This is a genomic window from Secundilactobacillus odoratitofui DSM 19909 = JCM 15043 (assembly GCF_001434895.1).
GTDB lineage: Bacteria > Bacillota > Bacilli > Lactobacillales > Lactobacillaceae > Secundilactobacillus > Secundilactobacillus odoratitofui.
In genome coordinates, this window is the sequence record NZ_AZEE01000030.1 from 329,756 (window position 1) to 348,783 (window position 19,028).

At 44.2% G+C, this 19,028-nt stretch carries 17 protein-coding genes and 1 tRNA gene; 10 read left to right on the forward strand and 8 right to left on the reverse strand.

What is annotated here, in order from left to right; translation table 11 throughout:
* Positions 1-36 precede the first annotated feature (36 nt).
* Complete coding sequence (gene rlmD, locus FD04_RS11795; RefSeq protein ID WP_056948977.1) at positions 37-1,410, forward strand: 23S rRNA (uracil(1939)-C(5))-methyltransferase RlmD; 1,374 nt, start codon at positions 37-39, stop codon at positions 1,408-1,410.
* A gap of 846 nt (positions 1,411-2,256) precedes the next feature.
* Positions 2,257-3,795 carry a gamma-glutamylcysteine synthetase gene (locus tag FD04_RS11800; protein WP_054701340.1) on the forward strand — a complete coding sequence of 513 codons (1,539 nt, stop codon included), beginning with the start codon at positions 2,257-2,259 and terminating at the stop codon, positions 3,793-3,795.
* Between the two features lie 77 nt (positions 3,796-3,872).
* On the opposite strand, the gene FD04_RS11805 is transcribed toward FD04_RS11800, so the two are convergent.
* The 3 genes from FD04_RS11805 to gntK all read right to left on the reverse strand — a co-directional run bounded on the left by FD04_RS11805 (position 3,873) and on the right by gntK (position 8,348).
* Positions 3,873-5,210, reverse strand: coding sequence for an APC family permease (locus FD04_RS11805; protein WP_056948979.1), 1,338 nt, complete (start codon positions 5,208-5,210; stop codon positions 3,873-3,875).
* Between the two features lie 107 nt (positions 5,211-5,317).
* A complete protein-coding gene (locus FD04_RS11810) occupies positions 5,318-6,676 on the reverse strand; it encodes a gluconate:H+ symporter (RefSeq protein ID WP_054701347.1) in 1,359 nt (452 codons plus the stop codon).
* 112 nt (positions 6,677-6,788) lie between these two features.
* Positions 6,789-8,348, reverse strand: a complete 1,560-nt coding sequence (gene gntK, locus FD04_RS11815; RefSeq protein ID WP_056948981.1) for a gluconokinase — start codon at positions 8,346-8,348, stop codon at positions 6,789-6,791.
* 350 nt (positions 8,349-8,698) lie between these two features.
* Here gntK and FD04_RS11820 point away from each other — a divergent pair, with 350 nt between their 5' ends.
* Both FD04_RS11820 and FD04_RS11825 read left to right on the forward strand, forming a co-directional pair.
* On the forward strand, positions 8,699-9,547 hold the full coding sequence (locus FD04_RS11820; protein ID WP_056948983.1) for a MurR/RpiR family transcriptional regulator: 849 nt from the start codon (positions 8,699-8,701) through the stop codon (positions 9,545-9,547).
* Positions 9,548-9,704: 157 nt separating this feature from the next.
* Positions 9,705-10,391 carry a GH25 family lysozyme gene (locus FD04_RS11825; protein ID WP_082603237.1) on the forward strand — a complete coding sequence of 229 codons (687 nt, stop codon included), beginning with the start codon at positions 9,705-9,707 and terminating at the stop codon, positions 10,389-10,391.
* Between the two features lie 93 nt (positions 10,392-10,484).
* On the opposite strand, the gene FD04_RS11830 is transcribed toward FD04_RS11825, so the two are convergent.
* A complete protein-coding gene (locus tag FD04_RS11830; protein WP_054701353.1) occupies positions 10,485-10,853 on the reverse strand; it encodes a DUF4828 domain-containing protein in 369 nt (122 codons plus the stop codon).
* A 162-nt stretch (positions 10,854-11,015) separates the two neighbouring features.
* Here FD04_RS11830 and FD04_RS11835 point away from each other — a divergent pair, with 162 nt between their 5' ends.
* Genes FD04_RS11835 through FD04_RS11845 form a run of 3 tightly spaced genes read left to right on the forward strand, consistent with a single transcriptional unit; the run spans position 11,016 to position 13,852 of the window.
* The gene (locus FD04_RS11835; RefSeq protein ID WP_056948987.1) at positions 11,016-12,020 is read left to right on the forward strand and encodes a Gfo/Idh/MocA family protein; all 1,005 of its coding nucleotides are present in this window, start codon (positions 11,016-11,018) and stop codon (positions 12,018-12,020) included.
* 24 nt (positions 12,021-12,044) lie between these two features.
* On the forward strand, positions 12,045-13,367 hold the full coding sequence (locus tag FD04_RS11840; protein WP_056948989.1) for a DEAD/DEAH box helicase: 1,323 nt from the start codon (positions 12,045-12,047) through the stop codon (positions 13,365-13,367).
* Between the two features lie 32 nt (positions 13,368-13,399).
* On the forward strand, positions 13,400-13,852 hold the full coding sequence (locus FD04_RS11845; protein ID WP_056948992.1) for a hypothetical protein: 453 nt from the start codon (positions 13,400-13,402) through the stop codon (positions 13,850-13,852).
* A gap of 109 nt (positions 13,853-13,961) precedes the next feature.
* Here the strand turns inward: FD04_RS11845 and FD04_RS11850 are convergent, their stop codons facing one another.
* The gene (locus tag FD04_RS11850; RefSeq protein ID WP_056948994.1) at positions 13,962-14,432 is read right to left on the reverse strand and encodes a helix-turn-helix domain-containing protein; all 471 of its coding nucleotides are present in this window, start codon (positions 14,430-14,432) and stop codon (positions 13,962-13,964) included.
* Between the two features lie 183 nt (positions 14,433-14,615).
* Here FD04_RS11850 and FD04_RS11855 point away from each other — a divergent pair, with 183 nt between their 5' ends.
* Both FD04_RS11855 and FD04_RS11860 read left to right on the forward strand, forming a co-directional pair.
* On the forward strand, positions 14,616-15,074 hold the full coding sequence (locus FD04_RS11855) for a universal stress protein (RefSeq protein ID WP_054701362.1): 459 nt from the start codon (positions 14,616-14,618) through the stop codon (positions 15,072-15,074).
* 50 nt (positions 15,075-15,124) lie between these two features.
* Positions 15,125-15,197: transfer RNA gene (locus FD04_RS11860), tRNA-Arg, on the forward strand.
* Between the two features lie 164 nt (positions 15,198-15,361).
* On the opposite strand, the gene FD04_RS11865 is transcribed toward FD04_RS11860, so the two are convergent.
* The 3 genes from FD04_RS11865 to FD04_RS11875 form a co-directional block, all read right to left on the reverse strand.
* Entirely contained in the window at positions 15,362-15,976 is a 615-nt protein-coding gene (locus FD04_RS11865) for a DUF3862 domain-containing protein (RefSeq protein WP_082603238.1), read from the reverse strand.
* Between the two features lie 341 nt (positions 15,977-16,317).
* Positions 16,318-16,725, reverse strand: a complete 408-nt coding sequence (locus FD04_RS11870) for a GtrA family protein (protein WP_056948996.1) — start codon at positions 16,723-16,725, stop codon at positions 16,318-16,320.
* A 15-nt stretch (positions 16,726-16,740) separates the two neighbouring features.
* Positions 16,741-17,682, reverse strand: coding sequence for a glycosyltransferase family 2 protein (locus FD04_RS11875; RefSeq protein WP_056948999.1), 942 nt, complete (start codon positions 17,680-17,682; stop codon positions 16,741-16,743).
* A 223-nt stretch (positions 17,683-17,905) separates the two neighbouring features.
* Here FD04_RS11875 and wecB point away from each other — a divergent pair, with 223 nt between their 5' ends.
* Positions 17,906-19,027: a non-hydrolyzing UDP-N-acetylglucosamine 2-epimerase gene (gene wecB, locus FD04_RS11880; RefSeq protein ID WP_056949001.1), complete on the forward strand. Its 1,122-nt coding sequence runs from the start codon at positions 17,906-17,908 to the stop codon at positions 19,025-19,027.
* Position 19,028: the final 1 nt, after the last annotated feature.

Here is a 19,028-nt window from a genome sequence, read left to right on the forward strand (position 1 = left end):
CAAAACCTTTCTTTTAGTTAGAACAAGGAGATTTAAATGAAAATTCAAGCACCTGTATCAAAAAATGAAACATACACTGGCACCGTGATGGATCTCACCTACGAGGGACTCGGTGTCGTCAAGGTCGATAACTATTCGTTATTTATCGCCAACGCCTTACCTGGTGAAGAGATTAAGTTTGTCGTCACCAAAGTCGGGAAAAGTTTTGGCTATGGTCGCGTTTTAGAACAAATCACGACTTCACCAGACCGTGCTGAGATTAAAGCCGAAGACCGCAAATTGGCGCAAGCCGGGATTGCGCCACTGCAACACATGATTTACCCAGCCCAATTAAAATTTAAACAACACCAAATTGAATCACTATTGGCAAAGACTAAGATGGATCTGACCGTTTCTGAAACAATTGGGATGGATATGCCTTATCATTATCGAAATAAGGCCCAAATTCCGGTTCGTGAGGTCCGGGGCCAACTCGAGACTGGCTTTTATCGCCAACACACCCACGATTTAGTGCCATTAACTGATTTTTATATCCAAGATACTCGAATCGATAAGGCAATCGTGATTGTTCGTGATATTTTACGCGCGGAAGGGATTGTGCCTTATGACGAAAAAACGCATAAGGGTATCATTCGAAACGTGATGGTGCGTCAGAGTCACTATGAGGACGAGATGATGATTGGTCTCATCACGAATTCCCACACGTTGCCACACGCTAAAGAAATTGTGGCACAAATTACTGAAAGCTTGCCGAAAGTGACGAGCATTATTCAAAACGTTAACAGCCGACCAACTAACGTGATCATGGGCCCAATCACCAACGTGCTTTATGGTGAGTCAGTCATTCATGATTCATTACTGGGTAACCGTTTTGAAATTTCTGCGCAGTCATTTTACCAAGTCAACCCAGTTCAAACTGAAAAACTTTATCAATTAGCCATTGATCGTGCCGGTTTGACTGGTAACGAAACTGTGATTGATGCCTATTGTGGTATTGGTACGATTTCGTTGGCCATGGCACGTCACGCTAAGGACGTATACGGTGTCGAAGTCGTCGCAACAGCCGTCGAAGATGCTAAGAAGAACGCTAAGCTCAATGACTTGACTAACACCCATTTCGAAGCCAATAAGGCCGAATATCAAATGGCTGAATGGCAAAAGCAAGGCTTGAAGCCGGACGTCATCGTGGTTGATCCCCCACGTAAAGGTTTGGATGCAACGTTGATTGAAAGTGCTGCGGCTATGGCGCCTAAGAAGGTTGTTTATGTGAGCTGCAACCCATCCACGTTGGTTCGAGACATTCAACGGTTTGCTGAAGTTGGTTATCATGTCACAGCGCCGATCCAACCCGTTGACCAGTTCCCGCAAACGCCGCATATTGAATCTGTTACTTTGCTGGAACGCGATTAAGGTTGATGTTTCGTTAGCAATTTAGTTTAGATTTAAAAATAGGACGATTGTCATTTTTTGGCAATTGTCCTATTTGTTTACTCAAATTTAGCAGTTGAGACTGCCGTCTCCAGTTACCAGAAATCGAGGACAGAGTTGCCGTGGGGTCGGTCCGAGCCGAAGGGCGGTCTCGGACCTCGAATTCAAGCCCCGCCACAAATCGCGCGGGTCTTTAATTCGACCCTGACTGGTGGGGTGGACCCACCAGTCATTTCACGGCAAGCCCCCGATTTCTGGTAACTTCCGACTACCTTTGCTGGGGAGTAGACGATTAACAAGCATCAAAGTAGATGGTGTTGATTGTTTGATATCTATTACCGCTTGATATCAATTGAGGGCTTGGAAGACTCATAATCGCTAATTATTAATGATAATGGTCTCATCAGTTTGTATGCTATCAAATATAGTCGATTGCTATTGAACCAACGTGATGTGATCGATTATTATGGATGGTCAGATTCAGCAAATGTAAAGCCGTAGCGCCAGCGGTGGGTTGGGACTTGTGGTGGCGGTGATACCAGGTGGTTTTCCTGGTATCACGGGACGACGTTTGAGCCTCACAACGGTCTTGGGTGAGGCTCAAATGCGAGGGGCGAGACCTTGGCTCGACCCGGTCCCCACTTCAGGTCCCAACCCACCGCTGGCCGGAGGCTGGCGATAGCCAGTTTAAGTAACAATGCAGGCTCATAAGAACAGACGGTCGGTCTAGTATCAAGTCGAAACCCGATTGCCAAATAACTTGTGGCACAGAGAATTTTAATCTATAATCAATGCAACGAAACGACATCACATACTGGGGGTTCACGGATGTTAGATAATCTATTGGACGTTATAAAAGCAGAAGGCGTTAGCGAACAGCTTTATCACGGTTTAGTGGGGGTTGAAATCGAACAGAATCGGGTTGATAAAACTGGTCGGATGAGTCGCTTGCCGCACCCAACTGTATTTGGATCACGTACATTTCATCCTTATTTACAGTCAGATTTTGCTGAGGCGCAGACTGAACTCATCACGGATCCGAATCCTAATATTGGTGGCGTATTGGATCAACTCGATACCCTACAAACCGTGTTGTATCGCTCTTTACAGGGTGATGATCGGATTTGGCCGTTGAGTATGCCGCCGAAACTAGATGACGAGGATGAGGCGTTCATTAGGGCCCACTTTGACCGGCCAGCCTACGCGAAATATCGTGACTACTTGTCGCAAAAATACCGGCTGCAATCCAAAATTGTGACTGGGGTTCACCTTAACTACAGTATTCCGGATCCAGTAATCAATCGACTGTATACCCATTATGAAGATGAGTTTGACCGGGTGACAGACTTTCGGAACGCACTGTATTTCAGAATGACCCAAAACCTTGTCTTGAATCGTTGGTTGATGACGTATTTATTTGGTGCGTCACCAGTTGCTGAAATCGGCTTCTTCGATGAAACGCCGGCTGAATTAACGCAACCGGTTCGAAGTATTCGGAGTAGTCGTTTCGGGTACGCTAACTTACCACAGGACCAGGTTGATGCCACCATCTATCAATCGTTACCGCACTTTGTGGCGCAACTTTCGGATCGAATCGAAAGTGGTACATTGTTCGATCAGGCGGAGTTTTACGGGCCAGTTCGCTTGCGTGGTAACCAACATTTAGCTGATGACCTGAGTAAGGGGATAAAGTATTTGGAATTTCGTGGCTTGGATACCACGCCGTTTCACGTTAATGGCATCAGTCGCCACGCGTTGTACTTTATGAAATTATTCTTTATCTATGCTTTGGTCACGCCAATCGATTCAACCGAATTGGTGGACCAGTTAAAACAATCTGAACTGGATAACGAACAAGTTGCACTTGAACGACCCACTGAACCGACGTTTAAGGTCGCTGAAGGCCAACGGATTTTTAAGTCGCTCCACCAGCTGGCGATGACGTTAAACGCTCACAGTGAGCAGATTAATGCCTTAGATGATTTTGCGGAAGTGATGAGTCATCCGGAGTTGACGCCCTCAGCCAAGTTAATGTCGCATTTAACCGATGATGGCAGTTTGATGTCCTTTGGGATTCGGCGAGCTGCGGAATGGAAAGCCAGACGAATTGGCGCTGATCAGTTGCTTCCACGAATGTCACGGCTATCAGTCCGGGCACAAGAACTCGTTTTTCGAGCGGTTCAACTCGGCGTTCGCTACTATGCCGTTCGTGATGAGCATGGTGAAATCATGCTGATGCTGACGTTTAACGAACTCACTCAGGTTATCGAAGCTGATCGATTAGCCGATGAACCAGCAACCGCCTATTTAAAACGGTTATTCCCAGATCTGCCACTACCTAAGCAGCTGGGAGATCAAGCAATTTAAAAACTCAAACAGTAAATTAAAAAGCAACGGTCAGCAACCTCAAAGAGAGGTACTGACCGTTGCTTTGTTGTGTCTTATCATTTAGTTTTAGAACTGGCCTGAGTATGTCGTTGATGGTAATAGTACACTGGGATGCCAATACCAGTGAGAATCAGGCCGGTAATGGCGAGTCCAAATTGGGTCAAAATTGTTACGATCAAGATAAATAGGCCGCCAATAATGGCAATAATTGGAATAACGGGATAGCCGGGTACCTTGTAGGGACGCTTCAGTTCAGGTTCGCGTCTTCTGAGAATGAATAACGCGATGAACAGCATCACGTTGAAGATCCACATCACGAACACCAACATGTCAGTCAAAGTATCAAAGGAACCCATAAACATCATGATCAGGGCAATGCCAAACTCAACTAGACCGGCAAAGTAGGGGACGTAGGTTCGTCGTGAAATTTTTTTCAAGTGTTGACTAAACGGCAAGGCGTCCTCTGAGGCCATCGCAAACGGAATTCGCATCCCCGTTAAAGTGTAACCGTTAATGGCGCCGTAAACCGAAATCAAGATCCCAATCGTCACTAGTTTGCCGCCAAGTGGGCCAAAGATGAGCTGAGCGGCTTGTGACGCGGTGTTTTGGTTGCCAGCGATTTGTGAAATCGGCAGACTTTTGAGGAAGACAAAGTTCACCAAGGCGTAGATGATGGTGATAAAGACGAGTCCCAGCACGATTGCGCGGGGCAGGTCTTTTTCAGGGTGTTTCATTTCACCCGCAATATTACCAATACTGATCCAACCATCGTAGGCAAACATTGTTGCCAGCAGGCCACTACTAAAAGCGGTCCAGTAGTTCAGGTGGGCGCCCACGGTCACTGGCAACAAACTAACGCTTACTTCGGATTTTGAGAATAGGCCAAAGATGACGATGATGGCGATTGGAATCAACTTGAAGATGAGGGCAATCGATTGTAAAGCACCGCCGACCCGAGCACCCATAAAGTTAATGAGGGTGATACTTAACCCACAAATGATCGCAATGGGTAAGTGCCAAGCCAGTGACAGGTGAAATAAATTGAGAAACTGAGTCGAAAAGATAATGGAAAGTGCAGCAATGTTGGCCGGGTAATACACCAACATGAGCGCCCAACCCATTAGAAAACCGGGCAACTTACCATAGGTGTATTCGATATACTTGATAGCACCCCCGGTTCGGGGAATGGCGGCCGCTAATTCGGCGGCTGAAAGACCCGCGCAGATGGTTAACAGGCCACCCAAGACCCAAGCAGCTAGCGTCATACTAGCTGAACCAGTGACTTCGACAACACTGGCGACCTTGAAGAAGACCCCGCCACCAATGACGGTTCCCATGACAGTCGAGAGGGCTGTAAACAACCCAATCTCTCGTTTTAAATGTGGTTCACTCATGATTATTGATTCGTCCTTCCAAATAACAATAGCTACCAATTATAGCAAACAAAAACCCCGGTGACAACGCACCGGGGAAGGGTTTCAGATTAGAAATTGATAAATTTTTAGTGGAAGAACATATTCAAAATCATGACCACAATAATCCCGACAACTGAGATAACCGTTTCAAGCACCGTCCAAATTGAAAGTGTTTGTTTGATGGTCAAATCGAAGTATTCACGGAACATCCAGAATCCAGCATCGTTCACGTGTGATGCGGCGAGTGAACCGGCACCGATGGCAAGCACCATCAATGCAGGATCAACACCGGCAGCAGACATCAATGGGGCAACGATGCCAGCAGCAGTTAAGGCAGCAACGGTTGCTGAACCTAACGCAACACGAAGCACAACGGTGACTAACCAGCCAAGAATCAATGGACTGATACTTGAGTTGGCGAAGAGCTTAGCAACTTCAGTACCAACACCACCATCAATCAAAACTTGTTTGAAACCACCGCCACCACCAATAACTAACAGTAGCATGGCAATTGACTTAACGGCACTTTCAACGGTTTCCATGATGTCTTTGGTAGCCTTACCACGAGCCCAGCCCATGGACCACATTGCAAAGATGAGTGAAATCAACATTGCAATGGCTGGATCACCAATTAAGGCAACGATTTGGTCAAGCATCGTTGCACCCTTAGTTGGCGTTGCACCGCCATCAACGGTCATCTTATAGATAGTCGTAATCGCCATCAAAATAACTGGGAAGAGGGAGGTCAAAACAGCTAAACCAAAACTTGGTTCGTCGTTAGGATCAGTTTCCTTCATGTCACCAAATGAACTCAAGTTACCTTTTTGTTGGAAGGCCGATGGGGCGAATTTTTGAGCTAACTTAGTGAACAATGGACCAGCGATATAAGCTGATGGAATCGCAACAACTAAACCAAACAGGAGCACTTTACCATCGTTAGCACCCAAAGCTGCGGCAATGGCAGTTGGTGCTGGGTGAGGTGGTAAGAATCCGTGAGTGACAGACAAAGCGGCAGCCATTGAAATCCCGAGGTAAAGAATTGGCACACCGGCTTCAAGCGCAATTGCGAAGACGATTGGGACTAAGAGGACCATACCAACTTCGAAGAAGAGCGCGATCCCAATAATGAATGACGCGAGCATAATAGCTAATTGTAGACGCTTTTTACCAAACTTTTCAATCAGTGTTGTGGCGATTTTGTGCGCACCACCAGCATCGGCAACTAACCGACCCAGCATCGCACCAAAACCAAAGACCAATGACAATTCACCTAATTGGCTACCAATACCAGTTTCGATACTAGTGGCAATTTTGGTGAGGTTCATACCTAACAAGATGGCGGTAAGAACGGAAGTTAGAATCAGGGATACGAAGGTGTTCATTTTGAATTGAATAATCAAAACCAACAGAAAGATAATCCCAATAATAAGTGCGAGAATTTCCATAGTTGTAAACCCTTTCAGAAAATGACATAAGAAACGCCGCCCTAACCGGCGTTTCTTGGTGACAATCAACCAAACCCTTTTTAATAGTTAAAAGTTGTTACCCAATAATGAATTAAAGCTCGTCTGATGCCTTTTTCTTGGCATCCTGGTTCCGTTGATAATCCGCAATTGCTTTATATTCTGTTTGCAATTGTCGGCTCAAACGGATGTAAATTGGTACAAGTGCCCGGTAGGCTTCGAAAGTTTCTGGGTTAGGATGGTGAACGTTGGTCGCACCAACGAATTGCTTCACGTCACTTAGATCATCGATTAAGCCTAAGCTGTACATACCCAAGACGGCTGCACCTAAAGCAGTACCTTCAACGGTTTCAGGGATGGTAACATCTTGTTCGAAGATGTCAGCCAACATCTGACGCCAAAGAGCAGAGCGGGCGAAACCACCAGTTGCTTGAATGCTGACGGGCTTGCCAACAACTTCTTCCAACGCAATCATAACGGTGTAGAGGTTGTAAACGATGCCTTCAAGCGCAGCGCGGACCATGTGTGCACGGGTGTGCGTTCGAGTCAGACCGAAGAATGAGCCACGAGCGTTGGCATCCCAGATTGGCGCACGTTCGCCACCAAGGAATGGGTGGAAAATCAAACCGTCAGAGCCAGCTGGTACCTTAGAAGCAATCTCAGTTAACAAATCGTAACTATCGATTTTCATTTGTTCAGCGGTAATCTTTTCTGGTGCGAACAGTTGGTCACGAACCCAGCGGAAGACGATCCCACCGTTATTAACTGGTCCACCAACGACCCACTTGTTAGGTGCGAGGTAGTAACAAAATACCCGTCCCTTAGGATCAATCTTAGGTTTATCAGTGACGACCCGAACGGCACCCGAAGTCCCAATCGTGACGGCTACGACGCCTGGATCAATCGCGTTAACACCTAAGTTGGCTAATGGGCCATCTGAGGCGCCCATTACAAATGGTGTGTCTGGATCAATACCAATCACGCGGGCGTAATCTGGATTCATCCCTGATAACTTATCAGTTGTATCCGCAAGTTCAGGTAATTGATCACGACTTACGCCAGCGAGTTCAAGGGCTTGGTCATCCCAGTCCATCTTGAAGATGTTGAACATCCCGGTGGCGTTTGCAATTGAGTAGTCCTCTTTTAGCACACCGAACAATTTATAGATAATATATTCTTTAATACCCACGAACCAACGGGCCTTGTCAAACAAGTCCTTGTGTTCGTTACGCAGCCAAATCAGTTTGGTGAACGGGGTCATTGGGTGAATTGGTGTCCCAGTCTTTTCATAGATCTGCTTGCCAACGCCATTTTCGCGTAATTCATCAGCGTACTTAACGGCCCGGTTATCGGCCCAGGTAATTGCACGCGTCAATGGTTTGTGATCTTCATCAAGTAAGATGAGACTGTGCATAGCGGCAGAGAAGGAGACGCCCTTCAATTCGCCAGCACTTAAGTTGGCTTTACGTAAAACCGTTGTTAACCCATCAACCATGGCTGAGAAGATTTCTTCTGGGTCTTCTTCAGCCATATCGGGAACATCTTGATAAAGTGGGTATAAGTTGTTAGAGTAACCTTGAACTTTACCCGCGTTATCGAACAGAACGGTTTTAACACTGGTGGTGCCAATATCTACACCAATCATATAATCCATGGTTTAAATGACTTCCTTTCATGTTGTTAAACTTAGTAATTGCACTGCACTTGCAGTTTAAATGACTTTTAAACCGTTTTCAACAACTCGCATCTAAAATCGCAATTAATCGAATTAACTTGATTTATTATATGAAAAAAATTTTCAGTATTCAACCCTTTTGTGGTAAAAAGTTTACACTTTATATCGTCAGAGCCATAAAAGACTGGTATAATGGGCTTAAATTTATTTATTCAATTTAACTTACTGGGCGATAGAATTCACATGAACATCATGTGACTGTTGTCAGGTGAGGCTGGTCTCATGATTCATGAGAACTTACAGCAAAACATTTGGAGGAGGCATTCCTTGTGGCACGTTCAGCAATCAGTAGTATTCGTTCTTACTATCCAAATTTAAGCAAGTTACACCAAAAAATTGCCGATTTTGTTTTCGCACAACCACAGATGGTGAGTGAATTGACCATCAACCAGTTGGCGGATAAAGTTGGCGTATCAACGGCGTCCATTTCTCGCTTCGCTAAGGCGGTTGGGTATAATAACTTCCGCGAATTTAGTATGGACCTTGCTAACGTCACGACGGACATTAATCGGGACACGATGTTTAAGAAGATCCATCCCGACGACACACCTAATGAAATGGCGGAGAAAACGTTTCAAGCGATGATTGACGCGCTGATTTCAACGCAGTCTTTGTTACACAACGATCGTTTGGAACAGATTGTCGACCAAATATTAAAGTGCCGTCAATTGGCGTTCTTTGGGTTAGGTGGTTCATCAGTTGCTGCCTTGGACGGCTACCATAAGTTTCTAAGAACCTCCATTAATAGCGAGTATTACCCAGACTTTGACGTGCAATTAATGCAGGCCGCGAAAATGACCGAAAAAGACTGTGCCATTATGATTTCTCACTCTGGTGAAAACCAACAGGCATTGACGGTTTTAAAGCAGCTGCAAAACAATCACGTTCCGGTGATTGCCATTACCAGTTACGGGCGTTCTTCATTGGCGCAACGTGCTGACTACGTGTTACTTTCGCTAGCTGATCAAGTTAACAAAACCTCTGATGGCATGTACACCTTGATTGCCCAGCTTGCGTTAATTGATAGCCTGTTTACCATTGTTGCGGTCAAACTTGCTAATAAGACTGAAGCCGTCATGGACCGCGTTCGTGAGGCGATTGATCGAACCAGAACTTAAAAATTCGTAACGAGGTGAGCTGAAACCATTAAGCATGGTAAAATGGAGTTATCGATGATGCGAAGGGTGATTCAAGGTGAAACGACGGCGAATTGAACCAATATACGCAAATACTTATCAGCGGTTACGTAGACGCTCCCGCTGGCTCAGATTTTTTATGATGCTATTGATCGTACTCGTGATTGTAGGTGGTTGGTTGACTTATCAGCATTACCGCAACCAACAACTCAGTAATTTTCCGGTTCGTGGCGTTAGCTTGGATCAGGATAACGGGTTCGTTGATTTTCAGCAATTGCAGCATCAAAACTTCCAATTTGCTTATCTGCGGGCGACTTCCGGGGCAACTTATACGGACGATCAATTCCAGAGTAGTTATGATCGGGCCTTGGGATCAAACCTAGAGATTGGCATCTACCACGTTTACAGTTACTCGACCACACCGGCTGCCCAGTTTGCTAACTTTAAGTCTGAAGTCGGTAACCGGCTTGGTAAATTGCCGATTGCAATCCAACTCACCACTTATGGCGACTACAACACGTCAACTTTAAAACAGGCGGATACACAAAAACGGCTTAAAACCTTTATTCAGCTATTGACCCAGCACTATCACCGCTCGACCGTGTTATGGTGTAATGCCTCCGTTTGGCAGGCACTAAGTACATCTAAATTGAGTATGCAGACACAATGGCTAGCAGATGGATCATTGGCTAAACAACCCAACTCAATTCGTTTTATTGAGTACGCACCACAGGGCAAGATTCGTCAGAGTGGGCAATCTCAGACGGTACCAATTTCAGTGTTTAATGGTTCACAACGACAGTGGAATGCCTGGGTAACCAAATAAAAAGATATTGACATTAAAAAAGTTCAAGCAAACACCATTATTAGTCGTTTGCTTGAACTTTTGTTTCTATTAGTGAAATTGATGTGATATGGATTATAAGTCTTGCGCAGGGATGATGTAGTAAACCACATCGTCAGCTTCATCAAACATTTTGATAGGCACTTCCTGGTCCGCGGTAATCGTGATGTGATAGCCGTAGTGATCAAGTAGCACAAGTGAATCTTGAGTCAGCGATTCAACTTGTGCGGGAATCGTATGATGGTCAATGTTAATCGTCAGATCAGGACCAATGACGAGGGAGTGCGTTCGCGAAGTTTCCGAATGTTTAAGCTGCCATGAACCAACAAAAATCATGGGTGACACAGCGTTACTCTGGTGTCGGCGTCTGGCAATCCGTGGGGAGTTATGAACGAGATCGTGAAAGAATGACTGACTGGATTGAAAAAGCTGCTTGGCATTCATTTTTAACGACCTCCCTTAAAAACATACTTTGTCTGTTATATTAACATGTTTAGAAAGCGATTCACTATTCTTTTACTTAAATTTAAAGAAAATTGCGCTTATCGTTATCTTTTGACGTCGGAACTGCTATCATAAATGTAAACCGATAAAGGAGCGTCCAACATGATTAAATTTGGTATTATTGGCACAAATTGGATTACACAACAATTTGTTGAGGCTGCACAAGCTTCTAATGAATATGAGTTAACTGCCGTTTATTCACGACATCAAGATACGGCAACCGCATTTAGTGAAAAGAATGGTGGTTCACAAACTTTCACCGCGCTAGATGACTTTTTTGCAACCGGTGATTTTTCGACGGTTTACATTGCGTCGCCTAATAGTTTGCATTATGAACAAGCGGTGCTTGCAATAAACGCTGGTAAGAACGTCATTATCGAGAAACCAGCCTTTGAAAACCAAGCTCAAATGGAAAAAATTCAAGAGCTGCTCAAGCAGCATCCAGAGGTCCGTTATTTTGAAGCCGCACGAAACATTCACACGCCTAATTTCAAGGCCATTCAAACCCAACTGACTAAAATGCCAGTGGTGCAGGGTGCAAGTTTAACCTACATGAAGTATAGTTCCCGCTATGATCAAGTTCTGGCTGGCAAGGAGCCCAACGTTTTCTCACTCAAATTCGCAGGTGGGGCCTTACAAGATTTGGGCGTTTATCCATTGTATGACGCCATCACACTGTTTGGCATGCCAGATGAATTTAATTACTTCCCTGAATTTATTCAAACCGGTGTTGACGGTAAAGGTGTCGCAATCTTGCAATACGGCGAATTTAATGTGACTCTAAGCTTTGGCAAGACCACCAACTCCTATATGACATCGGAGATTTACGGTCTTAAAGATACCATTGAAATCGATGATGCCGGTGAACTTGGCGAGGCGACTTACATTGATGAAACCGGGAAACGGACTTTGATCAGTGAACCGGTCACAGATAATCCCATGTTACCAGAAGCCAGAGACTTTGCCCGCGTTTTGAACGATCCCGAAAATGCTGACAATCAGGCTGATTATGACCGCTGGTTAAATTTAAGTGTGCAAGTCAATAAAGTGCTGTTTAATCTCCGTCAATCTGGTAAGATTGTATTTTATGACGAACGAGATAACTAATTTATGACTGGGAGTGACAATAGGATGATTTCGCAATTTAAAACGCGTTTCGAAAAACTAGGTTTTACTGAATTATCACCGATTCAGTCGGCCGTATATGAGCCAATCAAGCAAGGACAGAGTGTCCTTGGCTTGGCGCCGACTGGATCTGGTAAAACACTGGGCTTTGTATTGCCAATGTTGGAGCGATTAACGCCAGGTGACGGTATTCAGGCAATGATTATTGCCCCATCGCAAGAACTCGCAATGCAATTAACTAACGTTACGCGTTCGTTTGCAACACTTGTGGATCTAAAGGTCACTTCAATTACCGGTGGTGCCAATGTCAAACGGCAACTCGAACAGCTCAAGAAGCACCCAGACGTTGTGATTGGGACACCGGGTCGAATCTTAAACTTGTTAGAGGAGCGAAAGTTAAAGGCGCACCAAGTCCAGACAGTCATTGTTGATGAAGCTGATGACTTGTTAGCCGGCGAAACATTTGATGCCGTCCGTGCAATTTTGCAGGAAGTGCCAGCCCAGGCACAACTCGGCTTCTTTTCAGCGACTGAAACTCCCATTTTGGCTGAACTTGAAAAGTGGTTTGGTCAACCCGTTGCGCGGTTCGATGTACGTGCGGTTGATAACACTCAGGGCGTGGTTCGGCATGGCTTACTTCAAGTTGGTAACTTGAAGAAGGCCGGGATGCTGGGTCATTTAACGTCTATTAAACAATTTAAGGCACTTGTCTTTTTTAATCACGTGGGTAATCTGCAGCAAACCAAAAGTTGGTTAGTGCACCATCACGTGCCAGTTGCAACACTGACGGCTAATCAACGTCAAACTGAACGTCAAAAAGCGCTGACTGATTTCCGGTTAGGCAGAGTGAAACTATTGCTTTCGACTGACGTAGCGGCTAGAGGGTTAGATATCGCCAAATTGCCAGCGGTGGTGAACTACGATCTACCGGGCACAGCAATTATTTATACCCACCGGGTTGGTCGTACAGGTCGAATGGGTGAACCCGGTCAAGTCATTAACTTTGGTGATGATCACGACCTACGTGATTTAAAACGGTTATTAAAAGACACTGAGTATGACCTGGAACCAGTTTACTATCAGGATCATCAACTAAGCACCTCAATGCCCAAACAGGCTCGACCTAAGTCTGATGAGACGCCCGATAAAGCTGTTGGCGACAAGTCACAGGCAACTCAAGTAACTAATAATTCTACAGCTGATCAGCCTGTTTCAAAGGAAGTGGCTGTTTCTCAGTCTCGAGAATCATCAGTTACCAAAGCGAAAAAACACCGAAACAAAAATAAGCATTCGAAACGTAAAGGGATGCGTCATAAACGAGAAAGCTAAACGAACAATTTTAAGAGAGTGAGCGATGAAAAGTGGGTAAACAACAAGCACGCTTTAATTCCGGTAATTTACGATCTACGGGTCAGTCCCACTATAATTTTGGTGGGGCACAGCACCACAGTGGTGGTAGTAAGTCAGCCGCAAAAAAGGCAATCGAGAGTTACTGGCCTTTTGTTCAAACCCAGTTGACCAAGTTAAGTGACCCAGTAGTGGAGGTTGAGTTAAAAGACCTGCATAAATCAGTGAGTCGGTATGGATTACAACGGTTAACCGGGTACCAGGCGGCTGGCGGTACTTACGGGCCAACAGTTAAAGCCTTCGTGTCCGCGTGCAATGACCAGTTAGCTAACTTGCTGGAGCAGCAATTTGAGGCGTCTGATACCACGATGTCACGACGAGACTTTACGATTGCCTTTGAGCACGAAGTTAACGCACTGGTTCAGCAATATGAAGCACAATTAACGTCGCTAAGCCGGCAAGCATAAAGGTCTACAAATCAGAAACTTGCCTTATTTGAGTTCGAAAAAATGACACGCTATTCAGAACATCCTGAATAACGTGTCATTTTTTGTTGCGTCGTGTCAAAACTTCGAATCAATGCCCAGCTTGCAAGTCCTGTAAAAAAGTCGCAACTGTCGTGAGTTGTTCCGGGGTATATTTATCAACGAGTTCGGTATGTTGTTTATCAAGTAAGTCAGACAGCTGACCTTGAACCTCTACCACCTTCGTACCAGTTTTGGTCGGTCTGTACGCCAAACCTGATTCACCGTTTAACTTGCTAATAAAGCCCAACCGGGAGAGTTTATTGATATTTTTTGAAATCACACCCAAATCTAAGGACATGGCCGTGACCAATTCAGCTTCACTAACTGGTGCAAGTGTCGCAATTTGCTGGAGCAATTTAAGACTCAGCGTCGACAATTGTGACAATGCATATTGCAAATCACGATTAGGAATATGCAATTGTAGCCATTGTCGTTCAAAGTTATTATCTTGCGCGCGCGTATTAATAATGTCGATCAGTGGATTTTCAATCTGATGTTTATAAAAGTCTAGTTTATCCAATTTTTATCCCTCATTTTCTAACAAAAAAATAATATCATATTTAGCCCGGGATAGCTAACCCGTTCTTCAATTGGCGCACGATTGTTAGAAATGAAGTGAGTGGTTTTCAAAATACTTGAAACCGGTTACGAAATGCTTCAAAATATAAGTGACATCAGATAAATAGAAGAGAGGTTGATGAAAATGTATAATCACATTGTTGTGCCACTAGATGGCAGTCACAATTCAAAACTAGCGTTGTCTGAGGCGTTGAAGCTCGTTAAACAATTTAACGCTGAATTGACGCTTGTTAATATCGCGGATGACAAGCGCTTGATTTATTCAGTTACCGGAACTGGAATTGCCAATACTGGCGGCTACTATGAGGAACTGAACCAACGCGCCACCGCAATTTTGAAGGAAGGCCAAAAACTGGCTGCAGATCAAGGCGTTACTGCGGTGACTAAAGTTTTACATGGTAATCCAAAGCAAGTGATTGCTGTCGATTATCCGGCTGATCACGATGTTGATTTAATTGTGATGGGTAAGTCTGGGACGGATGCGATTGACCGGCTACTCGTTGGCTCAACCACCGCTGCCGTTGTTAGAAATGCGCTAACGAATGTCTTGGTCATCGCAGAACCAACAAACGACCCGGCATAAGTCCTTTACAACTTTACGAAACCATGAGAAAATATTCAGTGTGTTTTTTTGGCCCCATAGCACAACTGGATAGGGCACCCGCCTCCTAAGCGGATGATCCCGGTTCGAGTCCGGGTGGGGTCATTTTTTGTGCTTTTTATTCATTCTGTATCATTTTAAAGCGCTGGTATATGAGGTGTGCCTCATATACCAGCGCTTTTTATTTTGTAAGAATGAAACAAAACGATAGTGGAGCCCACAAATGCTTCACAAATAATTCTTTTAGAATGTGATCAATGTCGTAATCGCTAGATTGATGTTTTGGTCTTGGAAGTTAGCTTATTGTTTGTGAACATCAACATGAGCGAGTCTTTCCCATCTTTACTGGTGTAGGTTAGAGTTTGCGCACTGGTGATGCCAGTAACACCAACAATTGATTCGGTGAGTGGCACCCCAAGTTGCTGTTTAACAGCCTTGAACGAGGTACCAGTCTGGAGAGTATCATATGTGCCGAGACTTATTTTGGTTGACTTGCCAAAATCAGCATATCCTTTTCCAATTGCCTTCCCGTTTATGAATTCAGTGGTTACCGTTGCACCGGCTAAACTAGAGCCAACATTGGACCAAGTGTAGCTTTTTGATTTTTCATTTGATCCCGGGATGTCGGTTTCCGTTTCACTTGATGGCTTTCCGTACATACTTTTAACTAATTTTTCAGTACTTCCACCAGAACCAGTGGTCATGGATCCAAGTTTAATACTATTATACTTATCCATAGTAATCTCATTCTTAGAGGCCTTCTTAGATGAGCTGTTTGCGGCATTAGATGAAGAATCAGATGATTTGGAAGATGAAGAACTACTACATGCAGTTAAAGTAAACGCTGCCAAAAGTGTAAGGCCTAAAGTTGCTACTTTTCTCATAGTGATATCCTCCCTAAGCGGGTTTGCCAGCTTTTAAAGTCATCAGTATTTGGACGGCATTATTTATATATCAAGTTTAATGCAAAAGAATCGGTATGTATATAGATATCTTATTTGAACATTAATTTGATAGTTTAAGACTTAGAATGGAAAAATTTAGTAAATGTGTTGATTGTCAAGATTTACACATAAAACAGATTTAAATGAATGCGGTTGTCAGTAGAACAGAGTGTTATCGGAAAATGTATTCCAAAAAAATGGCGACCCTTCGAAAAGGGCCGTCACTGTTCAATTATTATTTAAAAAACAAAACAAGGGATTAAGAATTTTCGCTTAAATCATCACGACTTCCGAAAAATAAACCACTTCGAGAAAAAGTAATTAATCACAACAATGACAAACTGATCAATAATCTTAACCAGTAATGGATTACCGGATAAAAGTGAAATACCAATCCACATGATACCTTGATCAACCACTAGTGAAAGCAATCTGAAACCGAAAAACGAGAACGTTTCCCACAGAAATGTCTGCCACCGCACTGATTTTGAATGGAATACCCATAATTTGTTAGTAATAAAGGCAAATAAAACGGAGGCAAACCAGGCAATCACGTTGGCAATCTGATAGTGAAGACTGGCGTTGAATAAATCAAACACCACGATGTTGATCAGGGTTGTTAAACCACCGAAGAACAGGTAGCTGATCACTGACTCGTATTTTTTAAAGAGCTGAATTAACGTTTGCATAACCACGATCCTTGTTTACTTTTTTTCTTTGACAATGTACTTTGGTCGGTGCTTGGTTTCGAGGTAAATCTTGCTGATGTATTCACCTAAAATCCCTAAGCTAAATAATTGAATACCACCTAGAAGTAAAATAATGGAAACCATTGATGGCCAGCCTGCAACAGCATCACCAACGGCTAGTGCGCGAATGAAGACGAATAGTAAACCAAAGACGGCCAGTACGCACGAAAGGCCACCAATCCAGGTCGCAATCTTGAGAGGGGCGTCAGAAAAATCGACAATGCCATCAATTGCATAGTTAAATAGCTGCATGAATGACCAGTGTGAATTACCGGCAGCCCTTGGTTGACTTTCGTATGTGAGGTAGGTGGTTTTATAACCAACCCATGCGAAGATGCCTTTTGAGAATCGGTTGTACTCTGGCAACGAGGTGATAGTATTCACCATTTGGCGGGTCATTAACCGATAATCACGAGCGTTTGGTTCAATCCGGACTTCGGAAATGGCATCGATGACATTATAAAATTTACTTGATAGGAATGCGCGAATTCGACCCTGGCCACGACGTGCTTTTTGAATGGTACCAACACAATCATAGCCTTCGTTTTCAATCAAATTGATCATCTTAGGGAGTAATTCGGGCGGATCTTGTAGATCGACGTCCATCACCGCGACTAAATCACCGGTGGAAGCATCCAACCCGCAAGCCAGTGCGGCTTCCTTTCCAAAATTTCGAGAAAACGAAAGGTAATGAACGGTTTCTGGGTGTTGGGCTTGTAAGTCTTTTAAAATGGGTAAAGTTTTATCACTTGAGCCATCGTTGACAAATAGGTATTCTGGCTGATACCGGTCAGTGTCTGCATTGATTGTTTTAAAAACGGCAGATACTGCATCGTAAAATAATTGAATTGAAGGTTCCTCGTTATAACAAGGTACAATCAGACTAATGGTCTGCATACTTTTCAGTCCTTCCTTTTCTAGGCCTAACTTCCATTCTAAGGCAAACGATGCCGATAACAAAGTAATAAAAGTTTAATTTTTTGTGAAGACAGCTAATATTAAAAATTAACGAGATATGTACCTCTGTAATTGGAGTTCTGCTACAATGATAAAGTTGAACACAATTCATTATAACCGAGTAGGGGTGCACCACAAACTAAACGATTCAGGAGTGTGAATCATGACTAATCCAATTAAAGTAATGACGGTATTCGGAACCCGACCAGAGGCAATTAAGATGGCACCCATTGTGCTACGAATGCAGCAGGACCCTGATCACTTCACGCCAATTACCGTTGTGACAGCGCAACATCGTGAAATGCTGGATCAGGTTTTGGCGATTTTCAAAATTCAGCCTGATTATGACTTAAATATTATGAAACCAAACCAAACCCTAGCTCAAATTACGAGCCGGGTACTGACCAACTTGGACGCAGTTATCACTGAGGCTAAACCAGATATCATACTCGTCCATGGCGATACGACAACTACTTTTGCCGCAAGTGTCAGTGCGTTCTATCATCAAGTACCACTGGGACATGTCGAAGCTGGCTTAAGGACTTGGGATAAGTACTCGCCATACCCAGAGGAAATGAATCGGCAGTTAACTGATATTTTAAGTGATATTTACTTTGCACCAACATCGTTAAGTCGAGAAAATTTATTGAAACAAAATCACCCTGATGACCGTATCTTTGTTACAGGAAATACGGCCATTGATGCGCTCCAACAAACGGTGAACGCTGATTATCACCATGACGTGTTGGACCAAGTTGCACCCGGACACCGAGTTATTTTATTAACCATGCACCGTCGTGAAAACCAGGGCGAACCGATGCAACGGGTCTTTCAAGCTATCCGAAAGGTTGTTGAACAGCACCCAGACGTGGAAGTCGTCTATCCAGTTCACTTAAGCCCCCGGGTCCAAAAGGTGGCCCACGCGGAATTGGGTGGAATGGATCGAATTCACTTGATTGAACCCCTTGACGTTGTTGATTTTCACAACTTAGCGGCACGAAGTTACTTAATCATGACCGATTCAGGTGGTGTTCAAGAAGAGGCGCCCTCATTGGGCAAACCGGTGCTGGTGTTACGCGACGAAACCGAACGTCCAGAAGGTGTCACGGCTGGGACGCTCAAGCTCGTAGGTACTGACCCACAACGAGTGACTTCGGCGATGGAAACACTCTTGAATGATCAAACAGCTTATCAGACAATGGCTGACGCCAAAAACCCATACGGGGACGGGCACGCAGCTGAACGAATTTTAGCAGCGATTCAGTCGCATATTAAACAACTGTGAG